Source organism: Paenibacillus sp. EB106-06-01-XG199, from assembly GCF_058791575.1.
In genome coordinates, this window is sequence record NZ_JBYTDQ010000002.1 from 824,537 (window position 1) to 842,644 (window position 18,108).

Annotated in this window: 14 protein-coding genes and 2 pseudogenes; 1 reads left to right on the forward strand and 15 read right to left on the reverse strand. The window is 45.1% G+C overall.

The genetic code is table 11. The features are described 5' to 3' along the window. Positions 1–16: 16 nt before the first annotated feature. From AC3WT9_RS09695 to AC3WT9_RS09735, 9 genes are all read right to left on the reverse strand, one after another. The gene (locus AC3WT9_RS09695; protein WP_341092060.1) at positions 17–1,009 is read right to left on the reverse strand and encodes a LacI family DNA-binding transcriptional regulator; all 993 of its coding nucleotides are present in this window, start codon (positions 1,007–1,009) and stop codon (positions 17–19) included. Between the two features lie 44 nt (positions 1,010–1,053). Beyond that, on the reverse strand, positions 1,054–2,142 hold the full coding sequence (locus AC3WT9_RS09700) for a glycoside hydrolase family 172 protein (RefSeq protein WP_341092058.1): 1,089 nt from the start codon (positions 2,140–2,142) through the stop codon (positions 1,054–1,056). Between the two features lie 14 nt (positions 2,143–2,156). Then, the gene (locus AC3WT9_RS09705; protein WP_341378206.1) at positions 2,157–2,990 is read right to left on the reverse strand and encodes a carbohydrate ABC transporter permease; all 834 of its coding nucleotides are present in this window, start codon (positions 2,988–2,990) and stop codon (positions 2,157–2,159) included. Position 2,991: 1 nt separating this feature from the next. Then, complete coding sequence (locus AC3WT9_RS09710; RefSeq protein WP_341092054.1) at positions 2,992–3,867, reverse strand: carbohydrate ABC transporter permease; 876 nt, start codon at positions 3,865–3,867, stop codon at positions 2,992–2,994. Positions 3,868–3,970: 103 nt separating this feature from the next. Continuing rightward, the gene (locus tag AC3WT9_RS09715; protein WP_341378205.1) at positions 3,971–5,305 is read right to left on the reverse strand and encodes an ABC transporter substrate-binding protein; all 1,335 of its coding nucleotides are present in this window, start codon (positions 5,303–5,305) and stop codon (positions 3,971–3,973) included. Positions 5,306–5,360: 55 nt separating this feature from the next. Continuing rightward, the gene (locus AC3WT9_RS09720; RefSeq protein WP_341378204.1) at positions 5,361–6,824 is read right to left on the reverse strand and encodes a GH32 C-terminal domain-containing protein; all 1,464 of its coding nucleotides are present in this window, start codon (positions 6,822–6,824) and stop codon (positions 5,361–5,363) included. Positions 6,825–7,143: 319 nt separating this feature from the next. Further along, entirely contained in the window at positions 7,144–7,764 is a 621-nt protein-coding gene (locus AC3WT9_RS09725) for a GNAT family N-acetyltransferase (RefSeq protein ID WP_341378203.1), read from the reverse strand. A gap of 107 nt (positions 7,765–7,871) precedes the next feature. Further along, complete coding sequence (locus tag AC3WT9_RS09730; protein ID WP_341378202.1) at positions 7,872–8,216, reverse strand: Asp23/Gls24 family envelope stress response protein; 345 nt, start codon at positions 8,214–8,216, stop codon at positions 7,872–7,874. Between the two features lie 45 nt (positions 8,217–8,261). Then, positions 8,262–8,828, reverse strand: coding sequence for a TetR/AcrR family transcriptional regulator (locus AC3WT9_RS09735; protein ID WP_341378201.1), 567 nt, complete (start codon positions 8,826–8,828; stop codon positions 8,262–8,264). A 289-nt stretch (positions 8,829–9,117) separates the two neighbouring features. On the opposite strand from AC3WT9_RS09735, the gene AC3WT9_RS09740 reads away from it, so the two are divergent. Further along, positions 9,118–9,309 (forward strand): oxidoreductase, encoded by a 192-nt coding sequence (locus tag AC3WT9_RS09740; protein WP_492407551.1) that lies wholly within the window; start codon positions 9,118–9,120, stop codon positions 9,307–9,309. Positions 9,310–9,386: 77 nt separating this feature from the next. On the opposite strand, the pseudogene AC3WT9_RS09745 reads toward AC3WT9_RS09740, so the two are convergent. From AC3WT9_RS09745 to AC3WT9_RS09770, 6 genes and pseudogenes are all read right to left on the reverse strand, one after another. Next, positions 9,387–9,470, reverse strand: a pseudogene (locus tag AC3WT9_RS09745) (maltose acetyltransferase domain-containing protein); the annotation flags it as partial. Between the two features lie 494 nt (positions 9,471–9,964). Continuing rightward, positions 9,965–10,739 (reverse strand): annotated as a pseudogene (locus AC3WT9_RS09750) (IS5 family transposase). Positions 10,740–11,115: 376 nt separating this feature from the next. Beyond that, positions 11,116–12,324 (reverse strand): SGNH/GDSL hydrolase family protein, encoded by a 1,209-nt coding sequence (locus AC3WT9_RS09755; RefSeq protein WP_341378200.1) that lies wholly within the window; start codon positions 12,322–12,324, stop codon positions 11,116–11,118. Positions 12,325–12,341: 17 nt separating this feature from the next. Next, complete coding sequence (locus AC3WT9_RS09760; protein ID WP_341378199.1) at positions 12,342–14,558, reverse strand: FAD-dependent oxidoreductase; 2,217 nt, start codon at positions 14,556–14,558, stop codon at positions 12,342–12,344. A 99-nt stretch (positions 14,559–14,657) separates the two neighbouring features. Beyond that, positions 14,658–16,283 (reverse strand): response regulator transcription factor, encoded by a 1,626-nt coding sequence (locus AC3WT9_RS09765; RefSeq protein WP_492407552.1) that lies wholly within the window; start codon positions 16,281–16,283, stop codon positions 14,658–14,660. Next, the gene (locus AC3WT9_RS09770) at positions 16,280–18,019 is read right to left on the reverse strand and encodes a sensor histidine kinase (protein ID WP_341378197.1); all 1,740 of its coding nucleotides are present in this window, start codon (positions 18,017–18,019) and stop codon (positions 16,280–16,282) included. The genes AC3WT9_RS09765 and AC3WT9_RS09770 overlap by 4 nt, the downstream gene beginning before the upstream one ends. Positions 18,020–18,108: the final 89 nt, after the last annotated feature.

Consider the following 18,108-nt stretch of genomic DNA (forward strand, 5'->3'; position numbering starts at 1 on the left):
TTGCTTGCATACCAGCTCAGCTGGTATGTCTTGCCATCAGTTCAATGGGGAACATCCTATCAACAGGCTGGGCAGGCTCCCCCTTCGATTCAATGGATTGAATCATTAGCTCCGAGGCATTCTGTGCCAGTTCGTTAATCGGATGCCGGATCGTGGACAGACTGAGCAGCTCGGATACAGTCGGCATGTCATCCACACCCAGTACCGCAAGGTTCTCCGGTACGGACAGATTCAGATCCTTGCAAGCCTTCAACACCCCAATGGCAGTGATATCGTTGAGGCAAAATAACGCCTGCGGCAGCTGACCATTTTTGCCCAGCTGCATCACAGTTTCGTACCCGAAGCTTTCAGTCATGTCTCCGGTAATAACTGTTGTGAGATTGCCCTTCTCCTGCATAGACTGGGAGGCACCGTTCAACCGGTCGTCAAATCCGGGGACCTGTCCATGCGGATAGGTCAGAATAATAATTTTTTGATATCCCCGGGACATTAAATGATCGACTCCCGTCTGGCCGCATTGATAGTCGTTCACCCGGACGATATGTGCTCCATAGGATAAATTATGCCGTCCGATGGTGATGACCGGAACATTGAGATCCATGAGCCTCGGCATGAACTTCTCCGTCTCCAGGGTCGCTTTTACAATAATTCCATCCACCATCTGGATATTCATGAAGATCTCATCAAAGTCCAGGAGAATCAGCTTGTACCCCATAGTCTTCAGTTGCTGCTTCAGCACCTTGGCGAAGTGCAGGAAATATAAATCTTCGAAATATCCGTCATAAGTGCTGTTCGACAGAACGAGTCCAATGGTATGCATTTTGCCGGTAATCAGGCTTTTGGCAACAGGGTTTACCTGATACCCGAGCTTTGTAATCGAGTCGCTTATTTTCTCCCGGGTCTCAGGGCCCATCCGGTGAAAATTACCGTTCATGAAATGGGAGACTGTTGCCGGCGACACGCCTGCATCTTTGGCGACCTGTACTAAAGTAACTCTTTGTTTTGCCATTTGCTGCACCTCTGCGAATTTACTTGCACAACTTGTATCCGCGGTTAACGCGGACGTCTTTCCATTACGTCCGGAAATTCCGGAAACGCCTGATGCGGCTCAGTCTGATACCAGTAGCTTATCGAGCTGATATCGTCACTGCGTTCAAATAAGGCTTGGCCGTCATGTCCTATTTGCTGTACAGTCACCTTCAGGTCCTCTTCGAACAGAATCGGATCAAGGATATGCCAGCGGTAGAAGCCCCGCATCGGGCAAGCCGCCCCGTCATAAATGTGTGACCGGGTGTTGTCCCTCGTCGCAAAATAAGGGAAACCCATAAATGAGGTGGAGTACGTCTGCTCCTGCACCGGGTTTCCATTGTCATATTTCACAAATCCCCAGGCACCGCCGAAATAATCCTCTGCCCCGGTGCCGCAGATCGTCGGCCAATCCCGGTCGCCGTCGATATAGAATTTCACTTCTCCTTCACCATACCAATAACGGGATAGGGAAGTCCAGGACATATAAGTGCCGATAAATTTGCCTCTTCCTTTAATTCCATCAATCAGGGTGTAATCCTGCCTCAGCACAGTGGGATTTTCTCTGCGGAACTGGGCGTGAAAATACTCGGTGTCCTCATCCAGCTCATCCACCAGCATATAGTCGAATTGATAGAAAAACGCCTCAATGCTCTGCGGATGCTCATTCGTAATCGTCACTTTGGCAGCTTGGCGGAAGGGCATGGCAAAGTAGCTGTTCATGCCGCCGACCGGATTAACGACTACCGGCAGTGAATTGACTACCGCCCGTGCCCCAAAGCCGTTGCAGAAGAAATCGCCCAGCGGCACTTCAACGGATGGACGTTCTTCATTGTCCCAGTACATGCGCAGCACCAGATCGCGCAGCACGAACCAGCCCGATTCGGTCTTATCAGTAACGGTCATCCAGATATGCTGAATGATCCCGGGACCTTCAATATCTACAAGCGTTGCGGTTTCTCCCTGAGCGAGCGAGATGAAAGCCTTGCCTTTGCGGGCAACGCCCAGAGGACCTTCCGCTTGGCCGCCTTGTCCCTTGAGGCCCTGCGGATTCTCCGCCGTAATCGCTCTGCTCTTGCCTTTCATTCTGCCAAACAGCTGATTCATCGATTGCATGTTTTATCGTCTCCTTATCCTTTGACTGCGCCGTCCGACGCCCCGGCCATTACATATTTATTCAGGAACAAGTACGTAACAATAATGGGAATAATGCTGATGCTGATTGCCGCAAAAGTCTGGCCCCAATCTGTTGCCCCAAAGGCACCGATAAATTCCTGGAGCCCGACGGCAATCGTCTTGTATGCCTTATCATTCGTGAACGTGTTGGAGAATACGAAATCATTCCAGATGAAAATAAAGTTAATCGATGCCACTGTGATGGTTGTATTGATAGTAAGCGGCGAAATAATTCGGATAAACACCTGATAGATGTTGCAGCCGTCGATCACTGCAGCCTCTATAAGCTCATTCGGAACATACCTGTAGAAGCTGGTGAAGATCAGAATTGACAAGGGCAGAGCAAAACCAACCTGCGGCAGGATCAGTGCCGGATACGAATTCAGCAGCCCGTAATCCTTATACATAATAAACAGAGGAATCAGCGTAACCTGAATCGGAATCATGATGCCGATTGTAAAGAACAGCAGCAGCTTCGAATTCAGCCGGTTAATCATTTTGACAAGAGCAAATCCTGCCGTCGCGCTTAAGAATATAATTAGAGCCAGACAGGTAAAGGTTACAATGGCGGTATTCTTGATATACAGCAGCAGGCTGCTCTCCCGGAATACACTGACATAATTTTCGAACGACCAGGAGTCCGGCAAGGCGAATGGCTGAGTAGTCAGCTCGATGCTCGACTTAAAGCTGGACAGCATCAGCCAGACTACCGGATAGATTTGAATCAGGAGAATGGCAATGACCACGATATACAAAAGAGAAGAGGAGAGCTTGTTCTTTGCAAGCATGTCAGGCATCTCCTTTCCTTGAATTAAAAATAGCCCGAATAATCAGTACCGCAAGCAGACTTTCGATGACGATGAACACGGCAATCGAGCTTCCGTATCCATACTGGATGGTGGAGAACGCTTGTTTATACATATAAGTGGTGACAAGCTCGGTTGCAGACCCGGGCACACCAATAATGTAAGGAATGTCGAAGCCCCGCAGCGCCCCAGTTGTACACATAATCAAGGCCAGGCTCAGCACATGCTTGATGCTTGGAAGCTTAATATAACGAATCAGCTGCCATCCGGTTACACCGTCAATTTTAGCCGCTTCTTCGATTTCTTTGGGGATCGCAATCAGGGCCGCATAAAAGATAACCATATACATCCCGATAAACCGCCATCCCTCGGGAATGGACACAGCGATTAACGCCGTATGGGGATTGGAGAGCCAGGCCGATTGAAGATGCCCCATTCCCACCCAGTCCAGGAACATATTCAGCAGACCGAGAGGTTGAAGCGAATAGAAATTACGGAACATTTGTGCAATAGCTACGGTTACAACAACCGCCGGCAAATAGTATAGGGTTCTGAAGATTCCTGCGCCTTTGGTGACATAGGAGAGCAGCAGGGCAAAAAATAAGCCGATGAACACCTGCATAAATACCACAATCACCACGTATACCAGATTGTTTTGCACAGAATTCCAGAAATAGGTATCGTTGAACATCGCAATATAATTATCGAAGCCGATGTAGCGCGGCTCCTGAATGCCATTCCATTGCTGAAAGCTGTAATTCAGCGACTGGATAATGGGGACAAAGACCGTTCCCAAATAAAATATCAAAGCCGGCAAGATGAAGACTAGCCACGCTTTTTTGTCTTTAAGCACATTCATTTAGGGTCACCCCGCTTTTGTAATTACGCTATTATTGATTTAGTTCTCCACCCGGCCCTGTAGGCCCGGGTGGAGAACTATCAAGGTATACGAACTTATATTTTTATTTGCTGCCCGTATTCTTGGCAATGGCTTCATCAATCTGTTTGGCAAAATCCTCGGGAGTCATAAAGCCCATGGTCATTTTGGTAATCAGGTCGCTCATCACCGAGTTGGTGTTCGGATCAAGCAGAGTATCCCAAGGCTTGGCGAACTCTGAGCCGTAGTTGTCCATATCTTTTTTGATCCGCAGGAACAGCCCGGAGAATTTGGACTCGTCATCAATGGTGAATTTCAGTGGTGACATTTGTTGCTTGGCCACATAGACATCGCTGTAATTTTTCAGCACATAGCTCAGGAATTCCTTAGGCAGTCCATCGAACGTTTCCGCGGAAGCCCCGAGTCCGATGCCGCTGTTGCCGAAGAATTCATTATCCGGTGTAACCGCATTGCTGGTGGTTGGCAGATAGAAATAATCCACATTGCCCTTGAGTCCTTCCGGCAGGCTTTCTTCCACGAAGGATGGTATTTCCCAAGTTCCCATGTTGTACATCGCAGCCTGGCCGTTCAGGAACAGATTTTTGGCTGTCGTATAATCGGTGGTAGCGAATCCATCCTGAAAGTATTTTCCGATTTGAGAAGCGAAGTTAGCCGCCTGCATGCCTGCCGCATCCGACATTTTGGCTTTGCCCTGGCTCAAATCACGGATGAACTGATTGCCTGTGGTCCGGAACGGGTACATTGCCGCATAACGCAATACCGGCCATACATCAACGCCGTCTACAGCGATAGGAGTAATTCCCTTGTCTTTGAGCGCTTTGCTGACTGCAAGCAGATCATCAAGGGTTTTGGGCACCGCAAGGTTGTTGTCGGCAAATATTTTTTTGTTATACCAGGTCATTTCCATGTGGTATTCCATCGGCAGGAGATACAGGCTTCCATCCGGCAGCTCCTGGTATTTCAGCGCGGGCTCATAGAACTTATCATACAGCCCCTCGTCCTTCAGAAATTTCTCCATGTCCACCAGCAAGCCCGCTTTTACAAGCTCTTGGGCAAACGGGTCGGCATCACTGTCAATGAAATCCGGCATTTGTCCTGAGGCAACCAGCGTTCTCAGCTTGGTCAGGTAAGAGGGTCTGTCCGCCGTCACCTGAAGGTCCAGCTTAAAGCCGGGATGATCGGCGGCGAACCGGTCAGCAAGCTCCCGGACCGTCTGGACAATGGCCCCGTTCTCTGGTCTGGCCGAGAGCCAGGTCACCGTCTGCTCCTTAGGCGCATTCGAGGCACCGGCCTTGTCTGAGCTATTGTTGTCTGCGGAGCTGCCGCAGCCTGCCAGCGCGGCCCCGGCCAAGGAGAAAACTGCAAGCCCAGTGAATACCTTTGACATTTTCTTTGTCATTTTAAAAACCCCTCCAATATATTTATGTTATAAGTGCCGTGAAACCATTCTGTGTTCAAAGCTCAGCAGCCGTTTTCAGGATGATGTCCTGAACCGTTACAGCACCTTCATTGGCAAAAAATCCAAAATGGCCGTCTTTGAAATTATAGATCCGCGTAGTCATTGCAACTTCATTATTGACATAGAGGCATAAGATATCTTCTTCCAGAATCAGCTGGAAATGAATCCGGCTGTGGCTCGCAAAATCAAACGGACGCTCCAGCTCAATCATTTGCGGCTTGTCCCCGGCAATTTGCCATTGAAAGAATCCCGGCTCCGTTCTTGGCCACATATCAAAGGCAATCCGGTTGTGAAAAGGATCAAATTTGATGAAGTAACCATTGTCCAGTGCCTTGTCCGTGCGAACCGCGATCCCAAAGTCCTTCACATGCTGCCAATCCGTAAAGGAAGCCTCAAGCATGACCTGAGAAGGCAAAGGGTTAAGCACGCTATAAGCCAGCCCATCCGGGGAAGAGAGCTGCAGCCTGTTCCCTTGCTGAATGCAATTTTTCTCCTCTTGCGGCAGAATTTGTTCTTCCCTATTAAAATGTCCATAGATGGAAGACGGCATTCTCACAAGCAATTCTCCCTCTTCGTTCTGGTGCAGCTCATGGACAACCAGAGTGCCAGCCCATTCCCAATCTCCATAATCATTCGAGCCCTTCTTCGATGGAACCCAGCCAAAGGCGTACCGCTTCACGCCGTTGGTGGCTGTTTTTGCTGCATAAAATCCTCGGCCGTCAAAGGTATCCAGCGTCGGTGATGTGTATACGCCATCGATCGTTTTGCTCTTTTTATAATGGGTGACGAACTTCTCACTGAAGGTGGAGTAAACCAGGTAGTGCCACTCCCCCATCTTGAAATAATCGGGACATTCCATCGTAATGTATTTGTCCGGGCTGTAGAAGGGTTCACGGTATTTCCAGTTAAGAAGGTCATCCGAAGTCAGAAGTGCGATGCACCCGCCTCTTTTCTCAGAAGAGTTCATTTCCCTGGTAGTCACCAGCATCCAATATTCCTGCTTCTCTTCGTTGAAGAACACAAAGGGATCACGCCAATCAAATTGCTCATAGATCACTTCATCCCCGTAAAGATTGAAGCCGCTATCCTTCGTCCAATGAATTCCGTCGGTACCGGTGGCCCGCAGTACAACTTGTAAGGGCTTACCATCCTTGCAAAACGCAGGGCCCGGGTTATGTCCCGTGTAGAAAAGATGGTACATGCCTTCCTTATCCTTGATCACAGAGCCCGTATATGCATTCCGGTCTAGAGCGCTTTCATCTCCGTTCGGCAGAACCTCTCCGTAATCTTCAAAGTCAAGTCCATTTCTGGTGGCCAGCAAATTCCATGAGGTATGGTTGCCATAGTCCCCCCCCACTCTCTCATCATGAAGATAGTAGAGCTTGTACTCCCCATTGTCATAAAAAGGAATCACATCACCGACCCAGCCATTCGCAGGTCTGTAGAATACTTTTCTCATTATCATCATCTCCATTAGTAAAACGTTTTACAAACATATAGTAACACAATTTTTATTATTGTCAACGGTTACATTTGTTTGTATATTGAGTTTATAGGTATATAACGAATTGAGAATAATTGTATATGGTAAAACGTTTACTAATAAAGGACACTCTGCCCAAAGGCCCCCTCTACAGGTTACGCATGTTAAGACAACGCCGGTTTTCCACCAATCGGCAGGTCATAGGAGTAAAACAAAAACAAGGAACCATCCTTCAGCATATTATTAGCCGAAAGGGTTCCTTTTGTTTTTAGTGTAGATAACTATAAATTCCTACTCATGTAAGGATATGCGGAAGGGGTTTTACCATACGGTATAAATAATACGGTTTTTTCTCTATGGAATCCGTAATCCGGTATCCCAGCCGCTCATACAGCTTGATGGCCCCGAAGTTCTCTTGCTTGACGGTCAGGGAGCATTTACCATAGTTGCTTAATCTGGCTTTTTCCTCTGCATAATGAATTAATTTTGAACCTACCCCGTACCCACGGCTTTCCGGCAATGCAGCCAACGCTCCGATATGGTATTCATCCGCTCTTCCCTCATTCAAGCTTACCGTAGACCACAACTCCCGCAAATGCAGCAGCGAATGCTTGATGAGATTCCATTTGCGCAGTTTGATTAGCTCCCGGACGGTGGGCCAAACCAGCTTATCCATTACAGATACCGGGTAGCAGGAGATGATCCCTATCGTTCTGTTGTCCAGCCTGGCTTCAAAAGCATATTGATGGCTGAAACGGTTCTTTCCGAGACCCCATAATTTTTGCAGGGTGTTCTCAATTAATGCTTTATCTACCGTTCCGATCAGCGGATAGGCCATATAATCCAGTGCCATCCCCATGAGTCTGCCTCCGGACGGCGATTTGGGGTTGCCATGTGTTATTGAAATATTATCCATATAAAAGCTCCTTCCGATTGAATATGGTAAGCCGTTCCAACGCCTGCCCAAATGCCATAAACCAAACTTAATGGCAGAATGCTAACGAATTCGAGAATGAATGCGTACTATGGTACTGTGATTTCTTCGACATCGACTTGAATACATCCGATTTCAAGCCCCGTGTATCGCTCTACCGCTTCTCTGATGTTCTGTTGCAGCTCCCTGCACACTACATGGATCCTAATACCATATTGCACGGCAATGCTTAAGCGGATATCGAAGCTGGTGTCAGCCGGAGTCAGCACAATCCCTGCCTGATGGCTTTTCCCGGCCAATTTTTGAGTGATCCCTTCGATAAAGCCTGATGAGATGGCGGAAATTCCTTGAGTGGCAGCTGCTGTCTTCCCCACAATATTGGAAACCACATCTTTGGAAAAGGTAACTTTTCCAAGTGCATTTTGAATCAACATGCTTCTTCCTCCTCTAATCTAGTCATCTTCATCATCCGGTCTTATCTAATTGGATTTAACTCCATGATAAAATGTGTCCATTACCAAGGCTGCTGCTGATTTTCTGGCAATATCACCGCTTACTACCTGTTGCCAAGTCAAGAACAGAAGGGAATACAACACATCCACAATCCATTTCCTATCGACATCCTGGCGGAAATAACCTTTCTGCTGCAGCAAGCCGATCACATGCAGTACAGGCTCCCTCAGTTGTTGGTCCGCTCCATCAATTTCCTGATTGTAACTGACGGTTGCATCCTGGGCTAGGAAGTAAATTTTGTCCCCTAACGGAATCAAGGCTTCGATTAGCTCTGGGATATAGTTTTCACAGTGTTCCTCATCCAGTCGAATTCCCTTCATTGTTTCACTTACAACTTCGATGGCGCGGAAGCCTAGATAGATCATCAGCTGCTCCCGGCTTTCTACATAACGGTGTAGCGTGGCGATTCCGATACCTGCAGATTCGGCGATTTCATTCATCGAAGCATTCGGTTTTTCAATGAGCAGCGTGGTCGCTTCATCCAGAATCGAGTTAAGTCTCATTTGCTTTACCGGTGTCATTTCTCTAGTCATCTCAGTACACTCCTTGAAGAATATTGTTATAACCGGAAATCCAACTGCGGGCATCGACCTTCGCTTGGATTCCCATACAGGTTCGGGGAAGCAAAACCGACCTAAAAATAATCGAAGATTGATTTTTGATCGTTTAATCTATCAATTGATCTTATTATAAATCAATTGTGATCCTTTTTCAACTTTATACATACTAATCATTAGAAATGCATCCATGCTCTCATACCTTACTTAGTTTTACTTTATTTCATCCAGCCCGAGCCAAAGGCGGTGTTGGGGATGAACATTGTTGAATATACATCGGTTTACACGCCAAAAAGCTGGCTTCGACATGATTGAGCTACATGCGGCCAGCTGTTATTTGATAAATCAACTTATGAGTCTCTACAACAACAAACGGCAGGATGAATATGGTGGCAGCACCGAGAACAGAGCGAGATTTTCGGTGGAAATCAAAATTGACTATCGAGGAAAATGGTAAAGGTTTCTCCATTGCTGGAACAAGCTGGGTGGACGTGCTCCATGTGGTAGAAAATTAATTTTCCATCAATATTCATGTGAGCGTGCCCGCTCACGTGTCAGTTCAGGGTCCCAAGCTTTATATAGTTCGCCATCCAGCATTTTTTGTTTTTCTGTTTTCATGTTATACACTATCCTCTCTCATCATGTAATAAAGTAATCTGAATGGGTAACGGTCTGGCCGATCTAATCAAAGATAATACTTTTAATAAGTATTTAGGTACCTGATTTCAATCTTTTTTTCTACTATCCGTTGAAAAATCAAGACTGATCCGGTTGGAAATTGAAACTAAAAAAAAGCCTGAACCAACAAGGGTTCAGACGATGACAATTCAAATTCATATCTGGTGACAAACTAATTTCCAAGTGATGACAAAACTAATTACAGCGCACAACAAATGTGATTTTTCATTTTAAATGAGAAAAGTCAGTCCAACTAGCCTGAACCTCTCTAATATTTCATTTTAAACGAGAAAACGCACTTTTATGGTTTATGCATCATTTATGAATACTATGCATCATTCTAAATACAAACCACTAAGGTGGATTTGAGCCTTATATTTAATCATCATTTTTGAAAAAAGCGATTATGAATCTAGATCGTGTCTGAAAATTCTTCATTGAGTCAATTTGAAAATGGCAGCTACGTATACAAACGCCAGGAATGACTTGGCCAACTTGTCATAACGAGTAACCACACGGCGGAAGTGTTTGATTTTATTGAAAAAGCACTCCACTAAGTGGTGTTCTTTGTAGCGATACCAATCGACTTTCCATGGGTTTTGACTATTCGTTTTAGGCGGGATGGTGTAGGATGCCTGCTTAGCTGTAATCCAATTCCGAATCGCTTCTGAGCCATAAGCTTTGTCGCCAAGAATATGACTTCCTGTAATATCAAGCTTCTGAAGTAAATCGATCGCTGGAACGGAATCGTAGATTTGACCACCCGTCAGAAGAAAAGCGAGGGGGTTTCCTAATCCATCGACGACGGTGTGAAGTTTGGTTGTCTTTCCGCCACGACTGATGCCGATGTGCTGATTCACTTCGTGTCCTGGGGCGTTTTTTTAGCACTGGCACTATGTTGATGGGCTTTGACCGATGTAGAATCAATGCTCAAGTTTTCAAAGTCAGGTTCGACCTGAAGAGTTTGGAAGATCGCGACAAGCAGTCCAGTATCTCGCCACTTGCAGAAGCGACTGTAGACCGTTTTCCATGAACCATAGCGTTCCTCCGGTAGATCGCGCCAGGCAGCACCACTTCGAGCGATCCATAGAAAAGCGTTAACATGGTTCTTTCACTTAATTTTGACGGACGTCCTGTTTTGTAGGGTGGAAACATGCCCTTAATTTGTTCCCACTGTTCATCGCTTATTTCGTACCGTCTTTGAATCATGCTTGACGCCCCATTCGTTTTCTCAAATCTTACCATGTTTTTTAGTTTTCAGACACTTCCTAATATCGTCACGATGAAAACGATTATGAAAAACAGCTTCCTTTTTATCATACAATTCACAGCCTCCCTTAAGTTGATAACGCTTTCAAAACAATGATACCCTCCTTTGTTTGAATATCGTAAAGAAGCAATTATCCTTCTGGCTAATCCCGTTCCGTCGTTTTTATCTTAGCATGTCACATGACGATGAAATTTCTTTAATTCCTAGAATTTCTTATAAGATTTTAAGTAAAAAAAGAAACCTACATCATAACTGACCGCTCAACTGCAGTCAGTTATGATGTAGGTCTTCCAAGTGGACAAGCCTAATGATTAATTATAATGGCGGCTGCACCAATAACAACTTCCCAAGCTGGATCACCGTTTGATCATACCAATCTGGATGCTGCCGAACATGCTCTCTACCTCGTTCATTGCCGCATGCCTCAAACACGGCCGCTTTGTCTGTCTTCTCGGTATCGACTTCGAAGCGAACCGTATGTTTCCCATTCGGGAGCTCCGGCAAGAATACATACTGATTTCGATTATGATCGTTGTGTAGTGTGAATCGATCGACAATAAAGGGTTCTCTACCATCCACCGACACCTTCAATCTGCCAGAATCAGGCCCCCCGATATCGAAAAACCCGATACGGGTTCCCTCGAACTGCACCGTGATAGCCTCTCCAGGATCGACTGCTCGCCACAGGCCGGGAAACAACCAATTGTACTCGCGCACTAAAGCACAATCATCGGGAGTCATGTAAGACCATCCTGCGGAAAAATCGGTAAGACTATCCAATGACATCATGGTCGCATACTCCCAAGGATTAGCCGGGACCAACGGATTCTGAGGTAAGTGATGTACTGACCTTCCCGGATGTTCTTGAAGTTCTCTAATTTTCTCAAATGACCGGGTGATCGTATCCGTGTAAATCTGGTGTCCTTCGGGAATAGTCGGATGGATCGAATCATGTGTAAAAACAACGGCTCCGGAAATGGACACGTCTTCCCTTGAGGTAAAAACGAGTTTTCCCTCCGACACCAAGTGACTGACGGCTACGCCCAGATGAATCGAAGGAATACCGTAATAGTCGGCCACTTCCTCTTGCATTAGAGCCCCCTTCTGGTATTCCCCAGACTGAAATAAGGCCACATCCCGCTCCTTCACCGTATAAACGAACAGGATATCGGTAAACCGGCTCCGCTTGCGGATCTGACGGACAATCCCTTCGATCCGCGCCTTGGATTCGGGATCTCCGCCATCATTACCAACAAATTCAACAAAAACTAGATCAGGCCGATGACGCAGTACATCTGTCTCTAAACGGGCACAGCCCAAATCCGATCCTGTCCCATTAATGCCTGCATTCACAGAGCGGATATCCGCCTTAGGATATTGCTTACGAAGCCAATCCGCCGTCATGACCCTGTAGCCTTCAGAACGCGTATTACTGCCGCCGAAATAGACGATTGTTACGGTATCCCCATTTTCCAATTTTTGAATTATATTGGGGAGCCCTTTACGAGGGAATAATTCCTTCATCGTGACTTCACCTGTCCTCATTTATCGATTTTAGGAGCAAACCATTTTACAGCAAACACTTCAAAATAAGGCGAACCATAAGTTGCACAGAAATTAATCCGGATTCGGGTTACACCATTTGCATCCATCTTATGTTTATTCAACGTGAGATAATTCCCACGAGTTATGATTGTCCTCTCAGTTCCGTCTTCTAAGGTCAAGGTCATATCATAATCTTGGATAAGGGACTCAATCGGGTCGTTGAAATGCTCCAAATCCAGCTGCGAATTAAAAACAAGCTGGATTTCGTCCAGATTTTTGGGGCTGGCAAAACAGAATTCCAACCATTCCTGTCGATCCGTACGTTTAGAAATCCAGACGTTCGGCAGACCATAAGGTCTGGAGAAGCCGTTAACGACATTTTCAGGACTATACATATTCTGGGATGGTAACAGATCCTTGAAGCAAATGCTCTTATTAAATTTCTTCAGTCTGGACGGCTCTTCCGGTCTATAATAGAAGCTGACAGCTCCTGTCATTTTCTCTTCATTGCCGTATACGGCAAGGCTCGCCGTACCTTCCAATACGATGTAGATTTTGTCGTCAGCCGGTTTCCTGCAGCTCAAGTCTAGCGTAATCCAGTCGTCATTACCGGCTGCAATAACCATGCGGTAGTCTTTCAACTCGCTGGTGGGAATATAATTCTCCTTCCGTTCCCCGCCAAACAGCTTCACATGCAGTGTTTCCGAATGCTCGGACCTATTTTTAATTTTGATCCGTACGCTTTCAGCCACGGATGTCTGAATCGGCAAGACCAAACATAACCCTTTCTCCAAGGAAATCACTTCGGATGGATGAAGATTGTCATAGCAGCGCTGAGACGAAGCACGAATAGTTAAACCGTCAGCGAAGTAAGGATCCAATTCCTCTTGAAGCCCTACAATCGTTTGCCCGTCTCGAAGCAGCAGCGCCTGCAGCTCCCCCATATGAGATTCGACTATGGCCGCGGGGTCTATCTCATATTTCAAGCATAACGAAGCAGCCGTTCCAACCGCCTGCCCCATACAACCGCAGGTTGCCATTACCCTTGTAGATCCGAAAGCCACATGGGTAGCACTTATATTGCGACCAGCGAACATGAGATTAGGAATATTTCGTGAATATAAACTGCGGAAAGGGATATTGTACAATCCAGGCACGAAATTCCAAGCTGTAGCCGGCCCCTCATCGTAGATGCCCTTATTAGCATGTAGATCCATATACCATCCACCAACGGATACAGCATCTTCGAAATGCGGCTTTGCTGTAAGATCGTTCTGAGACAACATGTGATCCCCAATAAACCGCCTCGACTCCCGCTTTCCTGGAATCGGGCACACATAATCCAAGATGAGATTGTCCACATCATCAAATTCGCCGCTATTTTTGATATAATCCCAAATCCCGTACACCAATTTTCGCAGCTCCAATGCGATGTCTTCATTATTCTTGATAATATCCATATGTCCGCCGTATTCCAACCACCACAATCCGCCAAGCCCGTTGATTTTTCTTGGAAAAGCCCGATGGTTTAAGCCTTTTCTGATACTATCGAAAAAGGCCAACTTCGTAATATCATACGCAAAGCCAGGTCTTTGGTATGGAACGGAATATTCTACTTCACGGGCTTGAAACAGAATCGTATCGCCCATGGTGTAATGGTCCGCCAATTCAGGAGCCAATTCTTCCTTGTATTCATGCTTCGCCTCTCTCCCCCATCGGAAGAGAGCCCCTGCCTGATATCCGACAATTCCATCTCCGGAGCAATCGATATAGGTTCGGCTTTCAAAACGGAATTTTCTTTCGGAAGCTAATTGAAGGCCCTCCACCCATTTAATTCTGCCGTTCTCCATGCCCGTTTCATGCACGCATGTATTCAGAAATAGAGAAATGTTAGCCTCACCATAGACCATATCCAATAAGACCGTATCCGAAAGCGAAAGCATAAGCTTCTTGTTGTATAACGGATTATAGTGAAAAATCTTCAATTTGAGTTCTTCCACCAATCCGCCCTCGCGTGCATAATAGGATGGACTGTTTCCGAGATATGCCGACCCGTTGATATGAACCCTGACCTCGCTGCTCGCATTTCCCCCAAGAACCGGTCGATCATTAATAAGTGAAACCTGCAGCCCTTGGCGTGCGGCAGCAATGGCAGTGCATATCCCAGCAATACCTCCGCCTACGACGGTTACATCTGCTTTAATAAGCTCCATTTTGATACCCTCCATGATTTGATCCTTCTATCATGTTAAGCCTTTTGAAGCCCTTTTTTTTACATGATTTCGCGAAAAAATTATACATTTTTTGCAACGTTATTTGGATTCATACCGTGTCATTTTTATCCGATATTGCTTAGGAGTATCACCTGTATATTCTTTAAATAATTTGCAAAAATAACCTTCATTCACAATTCCTACTTCCTCGCACAATTCCAATAAAGAATAATCCTGAACATTTAACAGCTCGAGCGCTAATTGAATTTTTTTACGATTGATGTAGCTGATAACGCCCTCGTTCATTGTTTTTTTGAATAAGCTGCTAAAATACGATGGAGCTAAATTCACTTCCTCGGCAATCGCCTCGAGCGTTAATCTCTGCTTCAGGTTATTCTCTATAAACCGTATAGCACTCATAATTTCTACACGATGTAAAAGTTGGCCTGCGTGTACATATTCGAAGGTGAAATCGCCAATATAGGCAAGCTGCTCCCGGAAAGTCATAAATTCTATGGGAAACTCTGCTACTTCCGTCGTCAACTTGTTCCCCGATTTAAATTTCACAGTAATGTCTCTGTATAAGTCTCGTAGCATAGGCGCCATGATAGACTTATGGATTTTATGGTCCGTTACAAATTGGTTCAGATCAGCAAATGCTTTCTCCAGCTCTTCCTTGGAAACCTTTCTTTTCACCCCAGCAAGAAATTCAGCCAGTTTCTGCTGAAATTCTTCTTCTCTATCATTATGGTAATGGAAGCGATGCATAGGTGTTTTTACTACTTTCTCTGTATGATAATAGAAATCATCACTCACATTTTGTGCTTCCGTGTAAGCTTGTTTGATGGATTCCCAGCCTCGGTGCGGACCTCCAAAAGCGACAGATACCCTTTGATTCAAATATTGATGCAAATGGGAGACGATTTGACTACCTAATGAATGGCAAGCATATTCTGTGTCCATATCGCTGCGATTATTTTCCCAGGAAAGAAAGCCAATAAAACGATTATCGGATAGATCTGCAGCTACGCCTCTGCCACCATTCACCAAAGTTTCTTCGATTACATTCGTAATCGCATATTTCAAGATGTTTTGATCAGACGCTGAATATTCGTTTCGGAAACTTTCATACATATTCATTTCAACAATGAAGCAGCAATAGTTGGCTTGAAAGAAATGGAACTGCATGCGATTGGCAAAATCCGATGCCCGATGAGAAGGAATTTCGCCTCTGATAAGCTCGTTAAAAAATTGCTTGCGGACTCTATATTTATTTTCAAGCACGGATATGTTTAACGATTGAAATTCCACTTCTTTTTTCTTAACCTCATTTAAAATCCCGGCTGCCTTATCTAAAGCTCGATCCAAATCCGCGTCCCTAAGCGGAACCTTAACGATGTACTCCAATACGTTCGCTTGAATAGCTCTCTGGGCGTATTCAAAAGATGAATAGGCGGTTAAAAGAATGTATTGGGTATGGGGAAGTTTTGGTTTTAGCTGCTCAATCATGGAAATTCCATCCATTCGCGGCATAACGATATCAGATATCACGATATCCGGCTTAAGCTTTACGATCTCCTCTATCCCCTTCAGCCCATTATTCGCTTTTCCCACTAAATGAAATCGCCTTTCCCTATGGGAGAGCCCGTTAAAATACAATTCCAATCTCTGAATGATTAGATCTTCATCGTCAACAATAAAGCAGGTGTAGTCTCTCACCATCATGCATCTCCTTTAAATAAGCCTGCTGGGAATAAGGCGCGAACCCGAGTTATTTCCTTAGGTATGCTTATGATTTGGAGCCCAAACTGTTCTCCGTAGTGAAGTCTGATTCGGCCATGAATATTATTTAACCCGATTCTTTTCCTTTTCACTTCCACATCACTTGGTTCTGAAATTAAAATATGCTTTATTTTATCAGTTGGAATACCCTCGCCTTGATCAACTACTTCTATGATGACGGTGCCGCCCTCCCTGTACGCATGAATAGTAATTGGGCCTTCGATCCCTCCTCCGTTATAACCATGGAAGATGCTATTCTCCACAAGGGGCTGCAGCAGCATTCGAAAAACTGGAAAATCTATTAACCCTGCTTCGATATTTTCAATCAAGTGGAAGTTCCTGTTATAGCGGATATTCTGGATAGCGATATAGTCCGATACATTTTGCAATTCCTGACGTAGTGAAACCTCTTCCGAAGCTTCGGCTATCCCATATTCCAATATTGAAATGAGAGACTCGATCACCACATCTACTTTCTCTATTTGTCCGAGTCGTATGACATTGCTGATAGAACCAAGCGTGTTATACAGAAAATGCGGGTTTATTTGAGACTGCAGCACTTGAATTTCAAGCTTCCGCTCAAGTTCATTATGAAGCTCCGCTCCCCGAATCAGTTCCACAATTTGCTGCAGCATACGATCGAATGCCCGGGAGAGATCTCCAAACTCATCGTTTCGGTTAATTGATATAGTAGTTGTTAGGAGGCCTTGCTCCACCCGCTTCATTTTTGTTTTAAGCGCATAGAGTGGGGTCCTTATATATTTGGCAATAAAAAAGGAAATGAACAGGCTTAAGAGAAAACCTGCAGCTAGAAGCCCGATATAATAGGTTTCCAATCTGGACAAAGCAGCTTTCAAGCGTGATTCATCGTTGATCGAGATGATGGTCCAGTTGAATTTCTCAGTCGGTTTTTTCAGAAGGGAGACCGGAATACCATCCTTGGTATGCAGTTGAAGGCTTGTTTCTGTAGTATCCAGAAGTTGTTCCGCTGACGTTTCCCCGATTGAAAAAGTATGATCTTGAATATTCAGCGGTCCTTTATTTTCCGAAAATCCGGCAATGATTTTTCCCGATGCGGTGATTAGAGCCAAGTTCATTTGTTCTTTTTTATTAATCTTGAACAAGGTTTCTTCAATGGCATTTAGATCTAAATCTACCGCAATGGCCATAGGAAACGGAGCGCCGTTCAGATATCGAACCATCGTAACTGTCCAGCCGGAATATTTAGATTTGTAAGGATCACTGACAAATGTAGTCCTTCTGTTCTTGTCAGCTGCATCAAACAAAGGTTTTCTTTCAGATAAAGGTTCATCGAATATTCGGGTAGGTGTACTTCCGCCTAGAATGGATAAATCGCTTTTGATCAAATAAATATTACTGACGTAATTACTGTTGAGTTCATACAGCTCTCTTAATTGCTTTTTAATCACGTCCGTATTGTTAATGTTGGCTTTCACCGATGACTCGACCGAGAACAGGATCGTCTGGAAGGAGGAAAAATTAACTGTGAAATACTGGTCTATCTTGTCAAGTATTTGGTTAGTGTAATAAATGTCAGTGGTTCTTATTTCCTTTTGGACATAGCGATAAGACAATTGGCTTATCAAGATTATGCAGCTTAATACAAATGCAAACACGATAAAAAATAATTTTAAAGGCAAGCTGATTCTTCTTCGCATCGATCATCTTCCTTTTAAATCTGTATTAAACAAATACTAACATATGACAATAAAGAGAGGGGCTATTTACAGCCACTCTCTTCGTTTAA